24 protein-coding genes and 1 other RNA gene are annotated in these 20,071 nt (G+C 69.4%); 8 read left to right on the top strand and 17 right to left on the bottom strand.

The window, feature by feature from the left end:
• The 7 genes from tolR to ACI6GS_RS13380 are packed head-to-tail and all read right to left on the bottom strand — an operon-like array spanning position 1 to position 4,686.
• Positions 1–465, bottom strand: coding sequence for a protein TolR (tolR, locus tag ACI6GS_RS13410; RefSeq protein WP_439813953.1), 465 nt, complete (start codon positions 463–465; stop codon positions 1–3).
• Positions 465–1,250, bottom strand: coding sequence for a protein TolQ (gene tolQ / locus ACI6GS_RS13405; RefSeq protein ID WP_439813952.1), 786 nt, complete (start codon positions 1,248–1,250; stop codon positions 465–467). The genes tolR and tolQ overlap by 1 nt, the downstream gene beginning before the upstream one ends.
• Entirely contained in the window at positions 1,240–1,734 is a 495-nt protein-coding gene (ybgC, locus tag ACI6GS_RS13400; RefSeq protein WP_439813951.1) for a tol-pal system-associated acyl-CoA thioesterase, read from the bottom strand. Before ybgC ends, tolQ begins: the two co-directional genes overlap by 11 nt.
• Complete coding sequence (gene ruvB / locus ACI6GS_RS13395; protein WP_439813950.1) at positions 1,727–2,773, bottom strand: Holliday junction branch migration DNA helicase RuvB; 1,047 nt, start codon at positions 2,771–2,773, stop codon at positions 1,727–1,729. Before ruvB ends, ybgC begins: the two co-directional genes overlap by 8 nt.
• Entirely contained in the window at positions 2,770–3,363 is a 594-nt protein-coding gene (gene ruvA / locus ACI6GS_RS13390) for a Holliday junction branch migration protein RuvA (protein WP_439813949.1), read from the bottom strand. Before ruvA ends, ruvB begins: the two co-directional genes overlap by 4 nt.
• Positions 3,360–3,911, bottom strand: coding sequence for a crossover junction endodeoxyribonuclease RuvC (gene ruvC / locus ACI6GS_RS13385; RefSeq protein ID WP_439813948.1), 552 nt, complete (start codon positions 3,909–3,911; stop codon positions 3,360–3,362). The genes ruvA and ruvC overlap by 4 nt, the downstream gene beginning before the upstream one ends.
• A gap of 31 nt (positions 3,912–3,942) precedes the next feature.
• Positions 3,943–4,686 carry a YebC/PmpR family DNA-binding transcriptional regulator gene (locus tag ACI6GS_RS13380; protein WP_439813947.1) on the bottom strand — a complete coding sequence of 248 codons (744 nt, stop codon included), beginning with the start codon at positions 4,684–4,686 and terminating at the stop codon, positions 3,943–3,945.
• Positions 4,687–5,033: 347 nt separating this feature from the next.
• On the opposite strand from ACI6GS_RS13380, the gene ACI6GS_RS13375 reads away from it, so the two are divergent.
• Entirely contained in the window at positions 5,034–5,891 is an 858-nt protein-coding gene (locus tag ACI6GS_RS13375) for an SMP-30/gluconolactonase/LRE family protein (RefSeq protein ID WP_439813946.1), read from the top strand.
• A gap of 30 nt (positions 5,892–5,921) precedes the next feature.
• Here the strand turns inward: ACI6GS_RS13375 and ACI6GS_RS13370 are convergent, their stop codons facing one another.
• The 7 genes from ACI6GS_RS13370 to ACI6GS_RS13340 all read right to left on the bottom strand — a co-directional run bounded on the left by ACI6GS_RS13370 (position 5,922) and on the right by ACI6GS_RS13340 (position 9,591).
• On the bottom strand, positions 5,922–6,446 hold the full coding sequence (locus tag ACI6GS_RS13370; protein ID WP_439813945.1) for a hypothetical protein: 525 nt from the start codon (positions 6,444–6,446) through the stop codon (positions 5,922–5,924).
• Entirely contained in the window at positions 6,446–7,102 is a 657-nt protein-coding gene (locus tag ACI6GS_RS13365; protein ID WP_439813944.1) for a response regulator, read from the bottom strand. Before ACI6GS_RS13365 ends, ACI6GS_RS13370 begins: the two co-directional genes overlap by 1 nt.
• An 82-nt stretch (positions 7,103–7,184) precedes the next feature.
• Positions 7,185–8,012: a TIGR00282 family metallophosphoesterase gene (locus tag ACI6GS_RS13360; protein WP_439813943.1), complete on the bottom strand. Its 828-nt coding sequence runs from the start codon at positions 8,010–8,012 to the stop codon at positions 7,185–7,187.
• Positions 7,966–8,631 carry a 5-formyltetrahydrofolate cyclo-ligase gene (locus ACI6GS_RS13355; RefSeq protein WP_439813942.1) on the bottom strand — a complete coding sequence of 222 codons (666 nt, stop codon included), beginning with the start codon at positions 8,629–8,631 and terminating at the stop codon, positions 7,966–7,968. Before ACI6GS_RS13355 ends, ACI6GS_RS13360 begins: the two co-directional genes overlap by 47 nt.
• Before the next feature lie 133 nt (positions 8,632–8,764).
• Positions 8,765–8,920: non-coding RNA, 6S RNA (gene ssrS, locus ACI6GS_RS13350), on the bottom strand.
• A gap of 12 nt (positions 8,921–8,932) precedes the next feature.
• Entirely contained in the window at positions 8,933–9,262 is a 330-nt protein-coding gene (locus ACI6GS_RS13345) for a cell division protein ZapA (protein ID WP_439813941.1), read from the bottom strand.
• A 92-nt stretch (positions 9,263–9,354) separates the two neighbouring features.
• On the bottom strand, positions 9,355–9,591 hold the full coding sequence (locus ACI6GS_RS13340; RefSeq protein WP_439813940.1) for a hypothetical protein: 237 nt from the start codon (positions 9,589–9,591) through the stop codon (positions 9,355–9,357).
• A 255-nt stretch (positions 9,592–9,846) separates the two neighbouring features.
• Here ACI6GS_RS13340 and tkt point away from each other — a divergent pair, with 255 nt between their 5' ends.
• From tkt to ACI6GS_RS13305, 7 genes are read left to right on the top strand one after another with little or no spacing between them, the layout of a single operon-like run.
• The gene (gene tkt, locus ACI6GS_RS13335; protein ID WP_439813939.1) at positions 9,847–11,853 is read left to right on the top strand and encodes a transketolase; all 2,007 of its coding nucleotides are present in this window, start codon (positions 9,847–9,849) and stop codon (positions 11,851–11,853) included.
• Positions 11,850–12,857: a type I glyceraldehyde-3-phosphate dehydrogenase gene (gene gap / locus ACI6GS_RS13330; protein WP_439813938.1), complete on the top strand. Its 1,008-nt coding sequence runs from the start codon at positions 11,850–11,852 to the stop codon at positions 12,855–12,857. Before tkt ends, gap begins: the two co-directional genes overlap by 4 nt.
• Positions 12,858–12,862: 5 nt before the next feature.
• Complete coding sequence (locus ACI6GS_RS13325; RefSeq protein ID WP_439813937.1) at positions 12,863–14,059, top strand: phosphoglycerate kinase; 1,197 nt, start codon at positions 12,863–12,865, stop codon at positions 14,057–14,059.
• 12 nt (positions 14,060–14,071) lie between these two features.
• Positions 14,072–14,539 carry a YcgN family cysteine cluster protein gene (locus tag ACI6GS_RS13320; RefSeq protein WP_439813936.1) on the top strand — a complete coding sequence of 156 codons (468 nt, stop codon included), beginning with the start codon at positions 14,072–14,074 and terminating at the stop codon, positions 14,537–14,539.
• Between the two features lie 40 nt (positions 14,540–14,579).
• Positions 14,580–15,512: a class I fructose-bisphosphate aldolase gene (locus ACI6GS_RS13315; RefSeq protein ID WP_439817967.1), complete on the top strand. Its 933-nt coding sequence runs from the start codon at positions 14,580–14,582 to the stop codon at positions 15,510–15,512.
• Positions 15,513–15,514: 2 nt separating this feature from the next.
• The gene (gene thiE, locus ACI6GS_RS13310) at positions 15,515–16,198 is read left to right on the top strand and encodes a thiamine phosphate synthase (RefSeq protein ID WP_439813935.1); all 684 of its coding nucleotides are present in this window, start codon (positions 15,515–15,517) and stop codon (positions 16,196–16,198) included.
• 16 nt (positions 16,199–16,214) lie between these two features.
• A complete protein-coding gene (locus ACI6GS_RS13305; protein ID WP_439813934.1) occupies positions 16,215–17,030 on the top strand; it encodes an inositol monophosphatase family protein in 816 nt (271 codons plus the stop codon).
• Positions 17,031–17,084: 54 nt separating this feature from the next.
• On the opposite strand, the gene ACI6GS_RS13300 is transcribed toward ACI6GS_RS13305, so the two are convergent.
• From ACI6GS_RS13300 to prfB, 3 genes are all read right to left on the bottom strand, one after another.
• Positions 17,085–17,501: a VOC family protein gene (locus ACI6GS_RS13300; RefSeq protein ID WP_439813933.1), complete on the bottom strand. Its 417-nt coding sequence runs from the start codon at positions 17,499–17,501 to the stop codon at positions 17,085–17,087.
• Between the two features lie 11 nt (positions 17,502–17,512).
• Positions 17,513–18,757, bottom strand: a complete 1,245-nt coding sequence (locus ACI6GS_RS13295; protein ID WP_439813932.1) for an MFS transporter — start codon at positions 18,755–18,757, stop codon at positions 17,513–17,515.
• A 179-nt stretch (positions 18,758–18,936) separates the two neighbouring features.
• Positions 18,937–20,068, bottom strand: a protein-coding gene (gene prfB / locus ACI6GS_RS13290; protein WP_439813931.1) for a peptide chain release factor 2 whose coding sequence is annotated in 2 segments (ribosomal slippage) — positions 18,937–19,998 and positions 20,000–20,068 — 1,131 coding nt in all. Because the reading frame shifts where the segments join, the coding sequence is not laid out codon by codon here.
• Positions 20,069–20,071 lie beyond the last annotated feature (3 nt).

Genomic DNA, 20,071 nt, shown 5'->3' with positions numbered 1-20,071 from the left:
CTACTCCGCGGGAACGTTGACCGCTGCTTCAGCGACAAGAGACACGCGGGTGAAGCCTGCCGCGTTGATCAGGCCCATCACCTGCATGACGGTGCCGTAGTTGATGGCGCGGTCGCCGCGCACGAAGATGCGCGGCTGCTCGCCGCCGGGTGCTGCCTGGGCGGCCCCGGAGATGGCGCGCAGCCGTGGGATCAGGTCGGCCATCGTCACCTCCTCCTCCTGCAGGAAGACCTTGCCCGCGGAATCGACCGAGATGGTCAGCGGCTTTTCCTCCTGTGGCAGGGTCTCGGCCGAGCTTTCGGGCAGGTCGACGGGCACGCCCACGGTCAGCAGCGGTGCTGCCACCATGAAGACGATGAGCAGCACCAGCATGACGTCGACCATGGGCGTCACGTTGATGTCGCTCATCGGCCGGCCGCCACGGCGGCCGCGACCCCGGCCAGAGGAGATGATGCCACCGGCCATCAGGCGTTCCTTTCGTCGAGCTGGCGCGACAGGATCGCCTGGAACTCGTCGGAGAAGCCTTCCAGCCGGCCGGCAAACCGCCCGATATCGGCGGAGAACTTGTTATAGGCCATGACCGCGGGTATCGCCGCCACCAGGCCGATGGCGGTTGCGAACAGCGCCTCCGCGATGCCGGGGGCGACGACCGCCAGGCTCGTCGTCTTGCTGACGGCGATGGCCGAGAAGCTGTTCATGATGCCCCAGACGGTACCGAACAGGCCGATGAACGGGGCGGTGGAACCGACCGTCGCCAGGAAGCCCAGGTACTTCTCCAGGTCCTCGAGCTCGCGGTTCAAGGCGACGCGCATGACCTTAGAAATGCGCTCCTGGACGCCGGGGCCGATCACCCCACCGGGCTGCCCCGTACGGTCGACCGAACGGCGCCATTCGCGCATCGCGGCGGCGAAGAGCAGGGCCATCGGGTGCTCCGGCCGCGAGCCGATCCGGTCATAGAGGTCGTCGAGCGAGGCGCCCGACCAGAACTCCTCCTCGAACGCATCGGCCTGCGCCTCGACCCGGCGCACGCGGCGCCATTTGTCGAAAATGATGGCCCAGCTCCAGAACGAAGCCAGGATCAGCAGGACCACCACCGCCTTCACGACGATGTCGGCCTGCATGAACAGGCCCCAGGGCGACATGTCGGGCGCCGCGGCGCTGCCGTCCAGGGCCGTTTCGGTCAGGCCTTCCGGCGGAAGGGACGAGGGAGGCGTCGCGGGAATCGCCTGGGACAGGGTTTTAAGCGGCATGGTCGCCCTGACGTGAAGAAGGTTGGCTTGAATCAAGTGTGGAAAACGATACCAGCCGCTGGCGCATCGTCGCGGGCAGGCGCCGCGCCCGCCCGTCGCTGCCAATGCAGCCGATGCGGAACGTGGCACGGGCCAGGTCCTGTCCCGCGCGCCGCACGCATTGCTGTGCCTCGATCGTGGCGCCGCCGACCGCGGTGAAGCGGCTGTGCACCGTCAGCGCGTCGTCCAGCCGGGCGGGACGCAGATAGTCGATCGCGCAACTGCGCACGACGAAGGCGACGCGGTCCTCGGCCTCGGCCAGATCGCGCTGGCCATAGCCCGCCAGGCGCATCAGGTCGCTGCGCGCGCGTTCCATGAACCGCAGGTAGTTGGCGTGATAGACGACACCCCCGGCATCCGTGTCCTCCCAATAGACACGCAGGGGCAGCACATGTTCCGCACCGTGGATCGCGCCGGCCAGCGGCTGCTGGGCGCCCTCAGTCATCGCCGCCCTCCCCGTCGAGGAGGTCGAGCTGCGGCAACGCGCGCGGCACGGCCAGGCCCAGGTGGCGGAAGGCATGATGGGTCAGCAGCCGGCCGCGGGGGGTGCGCTGGACCAGGCCCTGCTGGATCAGGTAGGGCTCGATGATCTCCTCGATCGCATCGCGCGGCTCGGACAGCGCGGCGGCCATCGTCTCGACCCCCACGGGGCCGCCGCCATAGTCGAGCGCGATCGCCCGCAGGTAGCGATGATCCATCGCGTCCAGCCCGCGGGCATCGACTTCCAGCCGTTGCAGCGCCCGGTCGGCCACGGCGGCGTCGATCACCTCCGCTCCCTCGTACGCAGCGAAGTCGCGCACCCGCCGCAGCAGGCGGCCGGCGATGCGCGGCGTGCCACGCGCCCGCCGTGCGACTTCGCGCGCGCCGTCTGGTGCCATGGCCAGGCCCATCAGGCGGGCGCCGCGCCGCACGATCAGTTCCAGCTCCTCGACCTCGTAGAAGTTGAGGCGCACGGGAATGCCGAAGCGGTCGCGCAGCGGCGTGGTCAGCAGGCCGGAGCGGGTCGTCGCCCCGATCAAGGTGAAGCGGGGCAGGTCGATCTTGATCGAGCGGGCGGCCGGCCCCTCCCCGATCATCAGGTCGAGCTGGAAGTCCTCCATCGCCGGATAGAGGATCTCCTCCACCACCGGCGACAGGCGGTGGATCTCGTCGATGAACAGGACGTCGCGCGGCTCGAGCACGGTCAGCTGTGCCGCCAGGTCACCCGGCTTCAGGATCACGGGGCCGGACGTCGAGCGGAAGCCGACGCCCAGCTCCCGCGCCACGATCTGCGCCAGCGTCGTCTTGCCCAGGCCCGGCGGCCCATGCAGCAGGACATGGTCCAGCGCCTCTCCCCGCCCCTTGGCGGAGGCGATGAACACGGCCAGGTTCTCCCGGGCACGGGCCTGGCCTGTGAATTCCTTCAGCGTCTGCGGCCGCAGGGGCGCATCCAGGTCGCCCGCGGCACTGTCGGCACTGACCAGGCGCTGCGCCTCCGCCGTCATCGGGCGAGTTCCTTGAGCCCGGCGCGGATCAGCGCATCGACGGCCGCGGCCTCGCCCAGCACGGCGCCGGCCGCCGCCACCGCGGTCGATGCCTCGACCGGGCGATAGCCCAGGTTGACCAGGGCGGACACCGCCTCCGCCGCGGCCCCGCCCGACGGCACCACCGCCAGCGCCGACACGGCAAGGTCGGCCGGCATGCGGCCCGACAATTCGACGATGATGCGCTGGGCCAGTCTGGCGCCCACGCCGCTGGCGCGCGTCAGGGCGGCCTTGTCCTGCATGCCCACGGCGCGTGTCAGTTCGTCCGGGCGCAGCAGGCCCAGCAGCGACAATGCGACCTTGGCCCCCACGCCCTGCACGGTCTGCAGCAAGCGGAACCATTGCGCCTCGGCCGCGTCGCGGAAGCCGTAGAGCGTGATTGCGTCCTCGCGCACCTGGGTCTCGATCGCAAGCGACGCCGCCGTCCCCGCGCCGCCCAGTGCCTGCAGGGTGCGGGGCGTCGCATGGACCAGGTAGCCGACACCGCCCACGTCCAGGATCACCCAGTCCTCGCCCAGCGAATCGACACGGCCCGATAGCTTGGCGATCATCGCACGGCCACCCGCACCCGCGGCGCCGCTTTGCCCGCCGCCGGCCGCGTGGCCGCCAGGGCTACCGCCACACGCGCCTGGGGTCCGGAATGATGGGCGTGGCAGATGGCGATGGCGAGCGCGTCCGCCGCATCGGCGCCCGCGATCTCGACCGCCGGCAGCAGGACCTTCAGCATCGCCCGGATCTGGTCCTTGTCGGCCCGGCCGGTGCCGACAACGGCCTGCTTGACCCGCGTCGGCGCGTACTCGGCAACTGGCAGGCCGGCCAGCGCCGGCGCCAGCATGACGACGCCCCGCACCTGGCCCAGCTTCAGCGTGCTGGCGGGATTGCGATTGACGAACGTCTCCTCCACCGCGGCCTGATCGGGGCGCTGCTCCGCGATGACGGCCACCACGCCGTCATGGATCTGGCGCAGGCGCACCGCCAGGTCGGCCGCGTCGTCGGACGTGACGGTGCCGTGCGCGACATGGGCCAGCCGGCTGCCGGTCATGTCGATCACACCCCATCCCGTCCGGCGCAGGCCGGGGTCCAGGCCGATCAGGCGCACGGGCCGTACCCCGCTATGCCGCGCTGGCCGGTCAGCCGAACTTCTCCATCACCGATTCCGGGATGTCGTAGTTGGCGAAGACCTGCTGCACGTCGTCATTGTCGTCCAGGATGTCCAGCAGCTTCAGCAGCGTCTGGGCGTCGTCCTCGCCCACCGTCACGGTGTTGCCCGGCTTCCACACCAGCTTGGCCGACTGGGCCGGGCCGAACTTCGCTTCCAGCGCGTCGCGCACTTCGCCCAGCGATTCGGCGCCGGTGACGATCTCGTGGCCATCCTCGGTGCTGGCCACGTCCTCGGCCCCGGCCTCAAGCGCAGCCTCCAGCACCGCTTCCTCGCCCGCCACGTCGAGGGGGTAGAGGACTTGGCCCACGCGCGCGAACATATGGGCGACGCTGCCGGTCGCACCCATGTTGCCGCCGTGCTTGGTGAAGTTGGAGCGCAGTTCGGCGGCGGTCCGGTTCCGGTTGTCGGTCAGCGCCTCCACAATGATCGCGGTACCGCCGGGGCCAAAGCCCTCGTAACGGACCTCCTCGTAATTGTCGGCGTCGCCACCCTGGCTGCGCTTGATCGCGCGATCGATGTTGTCGCGCGGCATGTTCTCCTTGCGCGCGGCCAGGATGGCCGCCCGCAGGCGCGGGTTCTTGTCAGGTTCGGGCAGGCCGCTCTTGGCCGCGACCGTGATTTCCCGGCCCAGCTTGGAGAACAGCTTGGCGCGCTTCGCATCCTGCGCGCCCTTGCGGAACATGATGTTCTTGAATTGGGAATGCCCTGCCATGCCGCCTCTCGGAACTTGGCCGCCTGTTGAATCTGGTCCATGTCGGGTCTGGTCGGGATCCGGCCGCCGACATCCGTCGCCGCCAGACCACCGGACGCCGCAAACCTGGCCACACCCCTGGCCCAACGGCCGGATTCGGCGCTCATACCACAAGACATGAATCGCCGGGAACCCAGGGCCGGAGGATAGCCGCCGCAATATGGCAGCAGTTGGGCGCGGTGCGACCACGCCGTGCCTGGCGGTGCCATGGATCTTGCGCCCGCCCTTCCGGTTGGGGCGGGTCACAGGCATCATCGCGGCCAAGCAATGGCCGCCGACAATGGCCGGCACACACAGGGAGGATTGGCATGGCGCCCAAGATCATCACGAAGACGGACGTGCTGGCCGGGGACTTCATTTTCCTGGAAGGGCCGCGCTGGCATGGCAAGCGGCTGTGGCTGTCCGACATGTGGGGGCGGGCCGTATGGGCCGTGGCCGAGGACGGCACGCGCGAGAAGATGGCCGACGTCCCCGGAAAGCCGTCGGGCATCGGCTTCGGCGCCGACGGCAGCGCGCTCATCGTCTCGATGGACGACCGCACGCTGATGCGCCTGGTCGACGGCCGGCTGACCCGCGTCGCGGACCTGTCGTCGTTCGTGCGCGCACCGATCAACGACCTGGTCATGGATATCTCGGGCCGCGCCTATATCGGCAATTTCGGCTTCGACTACCTGAAGGAGGAGCCGGTCGGCACCGACCTGCTGCTGGTCCATCCCGACGGCAAGGTGGAGGTCGTCGCCGGCGACCTGCTGTTCCCGAACGGGATGGTGATGATGAACGGCGGGCAACAGATCGTTGTCGCCGAAAGCTTCGGCCGACGGCTGACCGCCTTCTCGGTGGACGAGGCCGGCCACCTGTCGGACCGCCGCGTCTTCGCCGACCTGGGCGACGGCACGCCCGATGGCATCTGCCTGGACACCGATGGCGGCATCTGGGTCAGCCTCTATGGCAGCGATGCCTTTGTCCGCGTCGTCGAGGGCGGTGCGGTCACCCACCGGGTCGAGACGCCAGGCCGCCGCGCCGTCGCCTGCCAGCTGGGCGGGGCCGATGGGCACACGCTGTTCTGCCTGACCTATTCGGGGCCGGAGGACCATTCCCAGGCGCCTGTCGACTCCGCCCGGATCGAAGTCGTTCGGGTCGACAGCCCGGCCGCCGGTTCGCCCTGAAGCGCAGGGCGGCATCGGCAGGTGGGGGGTTCAGGCCTGCGGCGTCACGCAGGCCTGGACCAGGCGGCGAAGCTGGCCGATCAGCAGAGGATCGGTCGTCGTGTTCAGGGGCCGCGCCCCCTCCGCATGGGCAAGTTCCAGGGAGCGGACGATGACCGTCAGGGCCGCCACGACCGGCTTTGCCTGGGGCACGACGCGGCCCGGCTCGCGCAGGGCAGACACGAGGACACAGCCGATATCGGCCACCGCCGACAGCAGCGGCCGGCCAAACGTGCCCGACTGGCTCTTGACCGCGTAGAAGCGCTCCAGCATCTGCTCCAGGACCAAGGCGCGATCCTCGCCCACGGCTCCAGGCAGCAGGGCCAGGGCGCCGCCCAGCACCTCCAGGTCGGCGCGGGTCAGGCCGTCATAGGCCTCCTCCTGCTGCGCCAGGATCAGGTCGCCGGCGGCCACCAGCGCGTCGACGCTCTGGCCACCCGGCACGTTCTTGACCTTTGCCTTCAACGTATTGGGCACGCGGATCCGCTGGAAGGCGGGGGGGCTTTGGTTCGGCATCAGCCCTTCCTTCCCTGGAATTCGGCCTCGACCTCTTCGGGGGCCATGTTCCACGACACTTCGCTCGGCATGCGCGGCGGCTCGACCCCGGCGCGCCGCTCCTGGCCCTCGTGCACCGCCTTGACATGGCGCCGACGGTCCGGACCGAAGAACGTGCCCGAGGTCGTGCGGATGAAATCGCGTGGATGCTCGACCACATAGATCAGGCGATCGAGCAGCGTGCGCGCCGAGATCGGCTTGGCCAGGACCTCCGTCACGCCGGAATCGCGGGCCTTGCGCACCGTCACGCGGTCGGTCTGGCCGGTCAGCAGGATGATCGGCAGGAAGGCGTTGGGGCCCGCCTCGCCGGCGCGGATCGCGCGGATGAAGGCTTCGCCCGTGATGCCGGGCATGTCCCATTCGGTCAGGACGATGTCGATCTTGGACATCTTCAGGCGGCCGATCGCATCGCCCGCGTCAGGACACTCATAGATCTGCTTGAAGCCATAGGTGCGGCACAGGTTGCCGACGATGCTGCGCAGGAAGGCGTTGTTGTCGGCGACCAGGACGCTGACTTGCTTGAAGTTGTAGCTGGACGAACGGTAGGCCGGCACCGCCATCGGATTGGCGGCACCCTGCCCTGCCTCGGCCACCACTGTGGTCGTCGTGCTGCTCACTCGTCCGAATCCAGTCCCTGATCGCCAGAGCGCCGCTGGCGCCAGTCTCGGGCGGACAAGGTTAACAAGCGGTGTCGGACACCTACGCGGCAGGCACGGCCTGGGGCACCGCCTGCGACAGGCGGCCGCCCAGGCGGATCGGTTCAATCCGGCGGGCCAGGCCGGTGCGGTCGTCCGTCTCCAGCAGCAGACCGCACATCGTACCTTCGCCGTTCGCGGCCTCCCAGCGGCCGCCGGGGATCTTGCGGGTGAAGCGGTTGATCGGCTCGGCCTTCTGCATCCCGATCACCGAGTCATAGTCCCCGCACATGCCGGCATCGGTCTGGTAGGCCGTGCCGCCCGGCAGGATCTGGGCGTCGGCCGTGGGCACGTGGCTGTGCGTCCCCACCACCAGGCTGACGCGGCCATCCAGGAAGTGACCCATCGCCATCTTCTCGCTGGTCGCCTCGGCATGCATGTCGACCACGATGGCCTGGGCCGACCCACCCAACGACAGGCGCGCCATCTCCGCCTCCACCGACTGGAACGGGTCGTCGAGGGCGTCCATGAACACCCGGCCCATCAGGTTGATGACGACGATCCTGGCCCCGCCTTGCGTCTGGTAGGCGCCGGCACCGCGCCCGGGCGCACCGGGCGGGAAGTTCCGCGGCCGCAGCAGGCGGGTGTCCTGGGCGATGTAGCCGATCGCGTCGCGCTGGTCCCAGACGTGATTGCCGGTCGTGATGACGTCGACCCCGGCATTGTGCAGGTCGGTGGCGGTGTCCTTGGTAATGCCGAAGCCGGCGGCGGCGTTCTCGCCATTGGCGATGACGAAATCGGCCTTCAGGGTGCGCCGCACCTCGGGCAGGTGCCGCTTGACCGCGTCACGGCCGGACCGGCCCACGACGTCCCCCAGGAAGATCACCTTCATGCCTTGCCCCCTTCGCGGCAACCGGGCGGGCGCCGGCTTCCGTCACGATCCAGTCCAGCCGCTGGTCCAGCGCATCATGCGGGACCGACGCCACCTCCTGCCCGGCAAAACCCAGGCCGATGGCCAACGTGCGCGGCTGATGGCGGCGCAGGTGTTGCAGGGTCCTGTCGTAATAGCCCCCGCCATAGCCCAGGCGCCAGCCCTGTGCATCGAACTGCAGAAGCGGCACGATCAGCACATCGGGCACCAGTTCCGGACTGTCTGGACCAGGCTCGGCGATCGCCATGGCGCCTGCGACGGTCGCTGTCTGCGGCGTCCAGCGGCGGAAGACCAGCGGCTGGGCCCGGGCCGCCACCACCGGCATGACCACGACATGGCCGCGCGCCAGCAGGCTGGCGACCAGCGGCAAAGGGTCGAACTCGTCTGCCCGAGGCAGATAGGCCGATACGACCGCACCGTGGGCCATCGGGATATGCACCAGGAAATGCCCCGCCGCAGCCGCCGCAGCCCCTGCCCGCCCATGCAGCAGGTCCTTGCGCGCGGCACGGGCGGTCACCCTCAGCGCAACCTTGGCGGCCGCGACGTCCGACGTGTCCGCGGGTACCCGATCAAGAGTCATTGAAGTCCAGCATCTCCCCGCCCATCCCGGCGAAGGCGGGGATCAAGCGCCACAAGCGCAGGTCCTGGTGGCCCTGGATCCCCGCCTTCGCGGGGATGAGCGGTCTAAGGGTCAGAAACGGAAATGGGGTGGCGGGACCACCATTCGGCCGTTGGCGCTGACGACCTCTGTGGCCTGCCTAGCAGGTCGGGTACCGTATCCCGGAACCAAGGCTCCGGAAGGGACAGCACCCTTGAGATCGGGTTATTGGCCCCAGGGTTGTAATGCCTGACGCACCGGGCAGTGCCCGCCGTCCTTCAATCTAGGGGGCCTCGAGCCGTTCCGCAATCGCCGCGATGCGCTGGCTGGCGGCGTCCAGCACCTCCGCCGCCTCTGCCTGGCTGTCGGCGCGCGCCGCGTCGCGGTCGGCATGCGCCTCCTCCAGCGCCTCGATCGCGTCCTGTCGCTCGTCCGCCAGCATCAGGGCCGCGGTCAGCAGCAGCTGCGCGTCCGATTGGGCACCAAGCCCCGCCACGATCTGCTGGATGCGCTCGTCGATCTCGGCGGCCAGCGCGTGCAGGCGGGGCTCCTCCCCCGCCTGGCACCCGATGACATAGCTGCGGCCATGGACGGTCAGGGTGACATTCGCCATCTGCAAAACCTCTCGGCGGCCCGCGGGACCACGCCCCGCCGGCCGCTGTCTTCAGTCTGTTGCCCCCGGGTTGGGGACCGGGGCCCGGGCGGCTAGCTGCCCAGCAGGGCGTCGATCTCGCCGATGGCGCCGTCCAGGCGGCGGGCCACCTGCTCCGTGGCGTCCTTCAGTTCGCGGTTCTCGTTGCGCAGGGCCTCGACCTCCCGCGCAAGGCGCTGGTTCTCGGCCTTCAGGCCGGCAAAGCCCGACGTCCCCGCCCGCGCGATGTTCGCCTCCAGCCGCTCAAGCACGTCCGCCAACCTGACGGCGGCGTCTTCAAGCCCGCTCATGCAGCAACCCCCGCTCCCAGCACACCCGGTCCCCGCGCACCCGGTCCCATCGACCCGGCGCAGCCACGCTTGAGCATTGTCCCCCAAGCTCTTGATCTTCCGCAGCATCACGATAGGGTGATGGTGCGGGCGGCGTCAACGCGATGCGGGCGCCCCCGTTCTGCCATGCACCCGCGCCCGCGGGCTTGACTCGACGGGTCCCGGCGGCCATTGTCCGCCCCCGCGCGGCGATCCTCGCTCTGCGCCAATTTCACGATGCCAGAAGCAGCACATCACGGCCATTCCGCGCCGCCCCCCGCACAGATGGCCAACGCCATCCGTGCCCTCGCGATGGACTCCGTCGAAGCGGCCAAGTCCGGTCACCCAGGCATGCCCATGGGCATGGCCGACGTGGCGACGGTCCTCTTCACGCAGTTCCTCAAGTTCGATCCCCAGTGGCCGGATTGGCCGGACCGCGACCGCTTCGTGCTGTCCGCTGGTCACGGTTCGATGCTGCTCTATGCGCTGCTCCATCTGACCGGCTATCCCGGCATGGATGCGGAAGCGCTGAAGAGCTTCCGCAAGCTGGGCAGCCCGGCCGCCGGGCACCCGGAATACGGCCACGCCGCGGGAATCGAGACGACGACCGGGCCGCTGGGCCAGGGCCTGGCCAACGCGGTCGGCATGGCCATCGCTGAACGTCACCTCGCCGCGCGCTTCGGCGCTGACCTGGTCGACCATCGCACCTATGTGATCGCCGGCGACGGCTGCCTGATGGAAGGCATCGCGCAGGAAGCGATCACCCTGGCCGGGCACCTGAAGCTGAGCCGCCTGGTCGTCCTGTTCGACGACAACGGCATCTCGATCGACGGGCCCACGTCCCTGACCACCTCGGAAGACCAGCTTGCGCGCTTCCGCGCCGCCGGCTGGGCGGTCGAGGCGGTCGACGGGCACGACCCCGGCGCAGTGGCTGCCGCCCTGGCCCGCGCCCAGACCAGCGACGCGCCCAGCCTGATCGCCTGCCGCACCGTCATCGGCTACGGCGCGCCCACCAAGGCGGGCTCGTCGTCGACCCATGGCAGCCCGCTTGGCGCCGCCGAGATCCAGGGTACGCGCGACAAGCTGGGCTGGCCCCACGCCCCGTTCGAGGTGCCGGACGACGTCCGTGCGGCCTGGGCCAAGGCCGGGCGTCGCGGTGCCACGGATTCGGGCGCCTGGGCCGCCCGCCTTGCCACCTCCGCCGAGCGGGCGACTTTCAGCGCGGCCAATGCGGGTGCCCTGCCCGACCCGGACGAGGCGGTTCGACCGATCGCCGAGAAGTTCGCGGCCGAGAAGCCGCTGATCGCGAGCCGAAGGGCCTCGGAACTGGTGCTGGAAGTCCTGACCGAGGCGCTGCCCGACCTGCTGGGTGGCTCCGCCGATCTGACGGGCTCGAACAACACGAAGACCAAGGCGACCCCGGTGCTGGACGCCGCCAATTATGGCGGGCGCTACCTGCACTATGGCATCCGCGAACATGCCATGGCCGCTGCCATGAACGGCATGGCGCTGCATGGCGGCGTCGTGCCCTATGGCGGCACGTTCCTGGTGTTCAGCGACTATTGCCGTCCCTCGGTTCGCCTGTCGGCGCTGATGGGCATCCGCGTCGTCTATGTCTTCACCCACGATTCGATCGGCCTGGGCGAGGATGGTCCGACGCACCAGCCGGTCGAGCACCTGGCGGCGCTGCGCGCGATCCCCAACCTGCTGGTCTTCCGCCCCGCCGACGCGGTGGAGACGGCGGAGGCCTGGGCGCTGGCGCTGCGCAACGACAAGCGGCCGACCGTCCTCGCTCTCAGCCGGCAGAACCTGACGCCCGTGCGCACGGATGTCGCCACGAACCGCTCCGCCGCCGGCGCCTATGAACTGGTCCCGGCCGACGGCGAGGCGCAGGTGACGCTGATCGCGACCGGCTCGGAAGTTGGCATCGCGGTCGAGGCGCAGAAGCGCCTGGCGGCGTCGGGCATCGCCGCGCGCGTCGTGTCCGCCCCCTGCCTTGACCTGCTGGCGGAGCAGCCGGCGGACGTGCGCAGGGCGATCCTGGGGACGGCCCCGCGCATCGCGATCGAAGCTGGCATCGCCCAGGGCTGGGAACGCTGGATCGGCGAGGAGGGTTGCTTCATCGGCATGACCGGCTTCGGCGCCTCGGCGCCCGAGAAAGACCTCTACCGTCATTTTGGCATTACCGCGGACGCCGTCGTGGCGGCGGCGCGGGCAGTACTGAACAAGGGAGACGTGGAATGACTGTGCGCGTTGCAATCAACGGCTTCGGCCGCATCGGCCGCCTGGTGCTGCGCGCGATCCACGAGCAGGGTCGCAAGGACATCGAGGTCGTCGGCGTGAACGACCTGGGGCCGGTCGAGAGCAACGCCTACCTGCTGGGCCGGGATTCGGTGCACGGCCGCTTCCCGGGCGAGATCAAGGTTTCGGGCGACAGCTTCGACATCGGCCGCGGCCCCATCAAGGTGACCGCCGAGCGCGATCCCGCCAAGCTGCCCTGGAAGGAACTGGGCGTCGACGTCGCGCTGGAGTGCACGGGCCTGTTCACGGCGCGGGCCAAGGCGGCCGCCCATCTCGACGCCGGCGCCAAGCGCGTCCTGATCTCGGCCCCCGGCGAGGAGGCCGACCTGACGGTCGTCTATGGCGTCAACCACGACAAGCTGAAGCCGGAGCACAAGATCGTCTCCAACGCCTCGTGCACCACGAACTGCCTGGCGCCGGTCGCCCAGGTCCTGCACGAGACGGTCGGCATCGTCCGCGGCTTCATGACCACGGTGCACGCCTATACGGGCGACCAGCCGGTGCTTGACACTCTGCACAAGGACCTGCGCCGCGCCCGCGCCGCCGCGCTGTCGATGATCCCGACCTCCACCGGTGCGGCCAAGGCCGTGGGCCTGGTCCTGCCGGAGCTGAACGGCAAGCTGGACGGCACCGCCGTGCGCGTGCCGACCCCGAACGTGTCGATGATCGACCTGGTCTTCGACGCCGGCCGCAAGACCGACGCGAAGGAGATCAACGCCGCCATCGTCGCCGCCGCCAATGGCCGTCTGAAGGGCGTGCTGGGCGTGAACGACGGCCCGGCCGTGTCGATCGACTTCAACCACGACGCCCACAGCTCGACCTTCGACGTGACCCAGACCCAGGTCATCGACGGTACGCTGGTCCGCGTCCTGTCGTGGTACGACAACGAGTGGGGCTTCTCCAACCGCATGTCCGATACTGCGGTGGCGCTGGGCAAGCTGGGCTGATCCCCGTGGCGGCGTTCCGTACCCTCGACGACCTGGAGCAGCAGCTGGGCGGCTTTCGCGGCAAGCGGATCCTGGTCCGGGCCGACCTCAACGTGCCGATGGCCGACGGCCGGGTGACGGACGCGACGCGCATCGACGCCGTCGTCCCCACCCTGCGCCGCCTGGCCGATGCCGGGGCCCGGGTCATCGTGCTGGCCCATTTCGGCCGGCCCAAAGGCGGGGTTGAGCCCAAGTACTCGCTGAAGCCGGTGGTGCCGGCCCTGGCCGAGGCCTTGGGCCAGCCGGTCGGCTTCGCGCCCGACTGCACGGCCGTCCCCTCGCCCGAGGATGGCGGCGTGGTGTTGGCGGAGAACACCCGCTTCCACGCGGGCGAGGAGAAGAACGACGCCGCCCTTGCCAAGGCGATGGCCCAGGGCGCGCAGGGCTATGTCAACGACGCCTTTTCCTGTGCCCACCGCGCGCACGCCTCGACCGAGGGCCTGACGCACATCCTGCCTTCGGCCGCCGGCCTGTCGATGACGGCGGAGCTTGAGGCGCTGGAAGCGGCCCTGGGCCAGCCGACCCGGCCGGTCGTCGCCCTGGTCGGCGGTGCCAAGGTGTCGAGCAAGCTGGACGTGCTGTCGAACCTGGTGGCGAAGGTCGACGCTTTGGTGATCGGCGGCGGCATGGCCAATACCTTCCTGTACGCACAGGGGGTCGAGGTCGGCAAGTCGCTGTGCGAGCGCGACCTGGCCGACACCGCCCGCGCCATCCTGGACAAGGCCAAGGCCGCGAACTGCGCCATTGTTCTGCCCGTCGATGCCGTCGTCGCGCGCGAGTTCAAGGCCGGCGCCGCGTCGGATGTCGTTCCCGTTGGCCAGGTTCCGGCCGACGCCATGATCCTGGACGTTGGGCCCGGATCGGTCGCAGCCGTCGAGGAGCGGTTCGCAGGGTCCAGGACGCTGGTGTGGAACGGCCCACTGGGCGCGTTCGAGATCGCCCCGTTCGACCAGGGCACCAACGGCGCAGCCCAGGCCGCGGCGAAGCTGACCAGGGCCGGCTCGCTGCGCTCCGTCGCTGGCGGCGGAGACACCGTGGCGGCGCTGAACCATGCCGGTGCGGCGGACGATTTTTCGTACATCTCGACCGCGGGCGGTGCCTTCCTCGAATGGCTGGAGGGCAAGGCCCTGCCGGGCGTCGAGGCTCTCCGGTCCGCGAAATAGCAGGCCCCGGCCGTGGACGGCGCCGGCTCAGGGGACGGGGGCAGCGAGCCTTTCTGGCGCCGCGTCCCGCTTCAGGAAATGAGCCGGGCCGAGTGGGAGTCCCTGTGCGACGGCTGCGGCAAGTGCTGCCTGGTCAAGCTGGAGGACGTGGACACGGGCGTGATCGAGTTCACGGACGTGGCCTGTCGCCTGCTGGATCACAAGACCTGTCGCTGTCGCAAGTACGAGACGCGCAAGCGATACGTCCCGGAATGCGTGATCCTGACGCCGGAGACGATTTCGGAGCTGCGCTTCATGCCGTCGACCTGCGCCTATCGCCTGCTGAGCGAGGGCGCAGACCTGCCGGCCTGGCACCCGCTGGTCAGCGGTGATCCGGAAAGCGTGCACAAGGCCCGGCAATCCGTTCGCCGGCGCATCGTGTCGGAGCAGAAGGTCCCCGAATGGGACCTGGAGAATCACATCGTCGACTGGCCTCGCTGAGGCCGGTCCACCCGTTGAACGTTGAGGAGATGTCATGTCGCTGAAGATCACCCCGAAGGTGAAGGAAATCCTCTCCTGGTACGAGAGCGACAACCCGGGCACCAAGGCGAACCTGGCCCGCATCCTGGGCCATGGCCGCCTGGGCGGCACGGGCCAGCTGGTGATCCTGCCCGTGGACCAGGGCTTCGAGCATGGTCCGGCGCGCTCCTTCGCGCCCAACCCAGCGGCCTATGATCCGCGCTATCACTTCCAGATGGCGATCGACGCGGGCCTGTCGGCCTATGCCTCGGTCCTGGGCATGATCGAAGCGGGCGCCGACACCTTCGCCGGCCAGGTCCCGCTGATCCTGAAGATGAACTCTTCCAACTCCATGTCGCGGGCGAAGGAGGATGCGGACCAGGCGGTGACGGCGTCGATCGACGACGCCCTGCGCCTGGGCTGCTCTGCCATCGGCTTCACGATCTATCCGGGCTCGGACGCGGCGTTCGACCAGATGGAGGAGATCCGCGAGCTGACGGCCGAGGCCAAGGCCGCGGGCCTGGCCGTCGTCATGTGGTCCTATCCGCGTGGCGGCACCATCTCCAAGGAGGGCGAGACCGGCTTCGACGTCGTGGCCTATGCCGCGCACATGGCCGCCCTGCTCGGCGCCCACATCATCAAGGTCAAGCTGCCGAGCGCCCATATCGAGCAGGCCGAGGCCAAGAAGGTCTATGAGGCGCAGAAGATCGATGCCTCGTCCCAGGCGGCGCGGGTGAAGCACGTGGTGCAGGCCTGCTTCGGCGGCCGCCGCATCGTCGTCTTCTCCGGCGGTGCGACCAAGTCCGAGGATTCGGTGTTCGATGACGCCCGCGCCATCCTGGCCGGCGGCGGCAACGGCTCGATCATCGGCCGCAATACCTTCCAGCGCAGCAGGGAAGACGCGCACAAGCTGCTCGACACCCTGGTGAAGATCTACCTGGGCGAGACGGCCTGACCATGGCGAAGTCTCCAGCGCACCCGGCGGAGGATGAGGGGCCGCAGTGCCGGCTCTACCTCATCACCCCGCCCGCGTTCGAGCCACGGGCCTTTGCGCTCCAGCTCGAGGCGGCGCTGGACGCCGGCGACGTTGCCGCGGTTCAGCTGCGCCTGAAGGGTGCCAGCGATGCCGCGGTGGTCGACGCCGGCATGTGGCTGGCCCCGCTGATCCAGGATCGCGGGGTCGCCCTCATTCTCAACGACAGGCCCGACCTCGCCGGCCGGATGGGCGCCGACGGCGTCCATGTGGGCGAGGACGACATGCCCGTGGCCCAGGCGCGCAAGCTGCTGGGGTCGAGGGCGATGATCGGCGCCAGCGCCTATGACAGCAAGGATCGCGCGATCGAGGCGGCGGACGCCGGCGCCGACTATGTCGCTTTCGGCGCCGTCTATCCGACGACGACGAAGGTGGCCAAGACGCGCGCATCGCTCGACCTGTTCACGTGGTGGCAGGAGATGATGACCGTGCCCTGCGTCGCGATCGGCGGCATCGGCCCCGACAATGCCGAGGACGTGGCCGCGGCCGGCGCCGACTTCCTGGCCGTCTCCGCCGGGGTCTTCGGCCATCCCGCAGGCCCGGCCGACGCGGTGCGTCAGCTTGAGGCGGCGATCGCGCGCGGCCTCGACCGCCGCAACCGCACCTGATACGGTCCCGCCCCCCATGGCCCTACGCTCCGCACTCATCAACGTCATGGTCGGCGCCGCCCAGAAGGCGGCGCGCGGCCTGACCCGCGATTTCGGGGAGGTTGAGAACCTCCAGGTCTCCAAGAAGGGACCCGCCGACTTCGTCTCAACGGCCGACCTCAAGGCTGAACGCATCATCAAGGCGGAACTGGCGAAGGCCAGGCCCGGCTTCGGCTTCCTGATGGAGGAAAGCGGGGTCGAGGAAGGCACCGACCGCAGTCATCGCTGGATCGTCGATCCGCTCGACGGCACGACCAACTTCCTGCACGGCATCCCGCATTTCTGCATCTCGATCGCCCTGGAGCGCGATGGCGACGTGATCGCCGGCGTGATCCTGAACCCGATCACCGACGAGCTCTACTGGACCGAGAAGGGGCGCGGCGCCTACCTCAACGAGCGTCGCCTGCGCGTCTCCGGCCGCACCGCGCTGTCGGAAGCCCTGTTCGCGACCGGCATCCCCTTCCGGGGGAAGGAGCGTCACAAGCCGTTCCTGCTGGAACTGGCGACGATCATGCGCGAGGTCGCAGGCATTCGTCGCATGGGCTCCGCCGCCCTCGACCTCGCCTATGTCGCGGCCGGCCGGTACGAGGGCTATTGGGAATGCCCGATTCAGGCCTGGGACATTGCGGCCGGCATCCTGATGGTGCGCGAGGCCGGCGGCTATGTCACCGACGACCAGGGCGGCGAGGAGATGTTCAACCGCCAGGCCGTCGTGGCCGCCAACGACCAGCTGCAGCGCCCGCTGCTCGACCTGGTCCGCCGCCCCACGCTCAAGGCCACCAGCGCCGACTGAGCGGCCCCATACCCCTCCCCCACAAGGGGGAGGGATCGAAGGCGGGGCGTCTGCTCAGCAGCAGCCGCCCACCCGCTCCGACACCTCGTCATAGCCGCGGTTCAGGAACTGGACCAGGCACAGGCCATGGCCGAAGGGATCGGCCAGGACCGCCAGGCGTCCCCACACGTCCGTGCTCACCGGCCGCTCAAGAACCGCCCCCGCCTCCAGGGCACGGGCCAGAGCCGCGTCGATGTCCTCGACCACCACATCCAAGTGCACGGGCGTCCAATGGCGCTCATAGCGGCGCGCCTCGCTGCCGGCACCGACACTGCCCGGCGCCTTGACGAGCAGGTAGACGGGTGCGGCCCAGCCCGAAAGCTCCGCGCCCCCTGCCCCGAAGCGGCGCGTCACGCGCAGGCCGAAGGCCTGGGTGTAGAACCGCACCGCCACCTCCAGGTCGGGCACATCGATGTTCACGAGAAGGGACATCGATGCACCCCTCAGAACGAGCGCGCGGGGCGACCTGCGGCGGCGAGAACGACGGCGCCGACGATCGAGCATCCGGCAGCCAGGGCATAGGCCACCGTGTAGCCGCCGAAATGATCGTAGAGCGCGCCGATCAGCGCAGGCCCCGATGCCGCGCCCAGCGTCATGATGAGCTGGGCAAAGGCGAAGATGCGGGCATAGGCGCGGGCACCGAACGCCTGTCCGATCAGCAGGGGCTGCATCATCATGATGTTGCCGATCGTCGCGCCGAACAGGGCGGCACTGGCCACGAGGCTCCAGCCCTGGTCGGCCACGCACAGCAGCAGCAGCGACAACCCCTGCGTCGCGATCAGGGCGATCGTGAAGGGCTGCATCGAGAGTTTCGGCATCAGCCAGCCGGCGACCAGGCGGCCCACCACGCTGGTTCCCGCCAGGGCCGCCACCGCCATGGCCCCGTGCGCATCGTCGCTGCGCGTGGCGGCCAGGCGGAACAGGTGCGATATGCCGCCGACCTGGGCGGTCATCGACAGGATGTAGGTGATCGCCATGCCGATGAAGAAGCGGCTGCGCACCGCCTCGTCGAACAGCACGCCCGCGGCGTCGCCGACTGCCGCCGGGCGCGGCGGATCGCCATCCGGCCCCTGCCCCAGATCCTCTGGCCGCGAGCGGATCAGGATCAGCGCGGGCGGCACGACGCCGACCAGGAAGATCAGGCCCATGACGGGACCCGCCATGTCGATGCCGATCTCGCCGATCACCCAGACGCAGAGCGGCGTCAGCGTGATCCCGCCCAGCGACAGGCCGGTGAAGGCAAAGGCCAGGGCCAAGGTCCGCCGCCGGACGAACCAGCGCGTCAGTGCGGTGGTACAGGGCACCAGGGCCGTCGCCGAATAAGCCACGCCCAGCAATGCGTAGAAGGCATAAAGCTGCCACGCCGTCTGAACCAGGGATGTCGCGGAGAATATCGCGGCGCAGAGCAGCGCGCCCGGGACCATGACCAGGCGCACGTCGTGGCGCTCGATCAGTCGGGCGATGAAGAGGCCGGAAATGCCGCTGGCGACGAAGAAGACGCTGGTGGCGCCTGAGACCGCAGTGACCGAGAAGCCGCGCGCCTCGATGAAGCTCTGCAGATAGACCGACAGGTTGTAGAAGCACAGGCCCGCCGTGGTGCACAGCACGACGAAGGCGCCGCCAACGACCCACCAGCCGCGGAACGGGCGAGGGCTGGAGTCCAGGTCCCGTGCGTACCCCGCTGCCACCGTCCTAGCCCATCCCTTCGATGCGGCCAGGGAACGGAAGAAACCGTGCAACCCCTCGCCGCTCATCCTCGCGCATGCGCGGATCCACGGGCAACACAGGCCAGCGCCAGCGGCTCTGGATCCCCGACATCGCGGAGATGAGCGGGAAAGGGGAGCCGCTCACTGCCACCAGCCTTCGATCAGTCCAGGTCCGAGACGGTGGTGGCGCCCCCGCCCTCCACGCGCTGGGCCAGGGCTGCGGCCAGGAAGGCGTCGATGTCGCCGTTCAGGACGCCCTGGGTGTCCGATGTCTCCACGCCGGTGCGCAGGTCCTTCACCATCTGGTATGGCTGAAGGACATAGGACCGCAGCTGGTGGCCCCAGCCGATGTCCGACTTGGTATCCTCCAGCGCCTGGGCCGCGGCCTCGCGCTTCTTCAGCTCGGCCTCATAGATCCGGGCCTTCAGCATCGACATGGCCTGGGCGCGGTTCTTGTGCTGCGAGCGTTCGGACTGGCATGCCACCACGATACCGGTCGGCATATGGGTCAGGCGCACCGCGCTGTCGGTCTTGTTGACGTGCTGGCCGCCGGAACCGGACGCGCGATAGGTATCGACGCGCAGATCCTTGTCCAGGATCTCGACCTCGATCGTGTCGTCCACCACCGGATAGACCCAGACGCTGGCAAAGCTGGTCTGGCGCCGCTGGTTCGAATCGAAGGGCGAAATGCGGACTAGGCGGTGCACGCCCGATTCCGTCTTCAGCCAGCCATAGGAATCGGCGCCCTTGATCAGGATCGTCGCCGACTTGATGCCCGCCTGTTCCCCTGGCGTCTCGTTCACAAGCTCGGTCTTGAAGCCGCGCGCCTCGGCCCAGCGCGTATACATGCGCAGCAGCATCAGGGCCCAGTCCTGGCTCTCGGTCCCGCCGGCGCCGGCATTGACGTCCAGCCAGCAGTCGTTACCGTCCGCCTCGCCCGAGAGCAGCGCCGCCAGCTCCTGCTCCTTGGCGCGCGCGGCCAGCGCCTTCAGCGCGCGCTCCGCCTCGTCCAGGAGGGAATCGTCCCCCTCGGCATCCGCCATCTCGGCCAGTTCGAGCGTGTCGGCCAGCTCGGTCTGGATGGAGCGGGTCCCGCCGATCGCCGATTCGAGCTTGGTCCGCTCGCGCATCAGCTTCTGCGCCGTCTCCGGATCGTCCCAGAGCTTGGGATCCTCGGCCCGGGCGTTCAGTTCATCGAGACGAATAAGGGCTTCGTCCCAGTCAAAGATGCCTCCTCAGCAGTTCGAGCGACTGCTTGATCTCTGAGGAGAGGTTTTCGATGGAAGCACGCATGGC

This window comes from Zavarzinia sp. CC-PAN008, from assembly GCF_051903925.1.
Lineage (GTDB): Bacteria > Pseudomonadota > Alphaproteobacteria > Zavarziniales > Zavarziniaceae.
This window is presented reverse-complemented; position numbering and strand designations above follow the sequence as displayed.

Coding starts and splice junctions, on each gene's coding strand:
- ACI6GS_RS13305 (WP_439813934.1), top strand. CDS start 16,215: ATGGCCCTACGCTCCGCACTCATCAACGTCATGGTCGGCGCCGCCCAG.
- ybgC (WP_439813951.1), bottom strand. CDS start 1,734: ATGACTGAGGGCGCCCAGCAGCCGCTGGCCGGCGCGATCCACGGTGCG.
- ruvB (WP_439813950.1), bottom strand. CDS start 2,773: ATGACGGCGGAGGCGCAGCGCCTGGTCAGTGCCGACAGTGCCGCGGGC.
- ACI6GS_RS13360 (WP_439813943.1), bottom strand. CDS start 8,012: ATGAAGGTGATCTTCCTGGGGGACGTCGTGGGCCGGTCCGGCCGTGAC.
- tkt (WP_439813939.1), top strand. CDS start 9,847: ATGCCAGAAGCAGCACATCACGGCCATTCCGCGCCGCCCCCCGCACAG.
- ACI6GS_RS13355 (WP_439813942.1), bottom strand. CDS start 8,631: ATGACTCTTGATCGGGTACCCGCGGACACGTCGGACGTCGCGGCCGCC.
- thiE (WP_439813935.1), top strand. CDS start 15,515: ATGGCGAAGTCTCCAGCGCACCCGGCGGAGGATGAGGGGCCGCAGTGC.
- ACI6GS_RS13370 (WP_439813945.1), bottom strand. CDS start 6,446: ATGCCGAACCAAAGCCCCCCCGCCTTCCAGCGGATCCGCGTGCCCAAT.
- ACI6GS_RS13345 (WP_439813941.1), bottom strand. CDS start 9,262: ATGGCGAATGTCACCCTGACCGTCCATGGCCGCAGCTATGTCATCGGG.
- tolR (WP_439813953.1), bottom strand. CDS start 465: ATGGCCGGTGGCATCATCTCCTCTGGCCGGGGTCGCGGCCGCCGTGGC.
- ACI6GS_RS13375 (WP_439813946.1), top strand. CDS start 5,034: ATGGCGCCCAAGATCATCACGAAGACGGACGTGCTGGCCGGGGACTTC.
- tolQ (WP_439813952.1), bottom strand. CDS start 1,250: ATGCCGCTTAAAACCCTGTCCCAGGCGATTCCCGCGACGCCTCCCTCG.
- ACI6GS_RS13300 (WP_439813933.1), bottom strand. CDS start 17,501: ATGTCCCTTCTCGTGAACATCGATGTGCCCGACCTGGAGGTGGCGGTG.
- ruvA (WP_439813949.1), bottom strand. CDS start 3,363: ATGATCGCCAAGCTATCGGGCCGTGTCGATTCGCTGGGCGAGGACTGG.
- gap (WP_439813938.1), top strand. CDS start 11,850: ATGACTGTGCGCGTTGCAATCAACGGCTTCGGCCGCATCGGCCGCCTG.
- ACI6GS_RS13380 (WP_439813947.1), bottom strand. CDS start 4,686: ATGGCAGGGCATTCCCAATTCAAGAACATCATGTTCCGCAAGGGCGCG.
- ACI6GS_RS13340 (WP_439813940.1), bottom strand. CDS start 9,591: ATGAGCGGGCTTGAAGACGCCGCCGTCAGGTTGGCGGACGTGCTTGAG.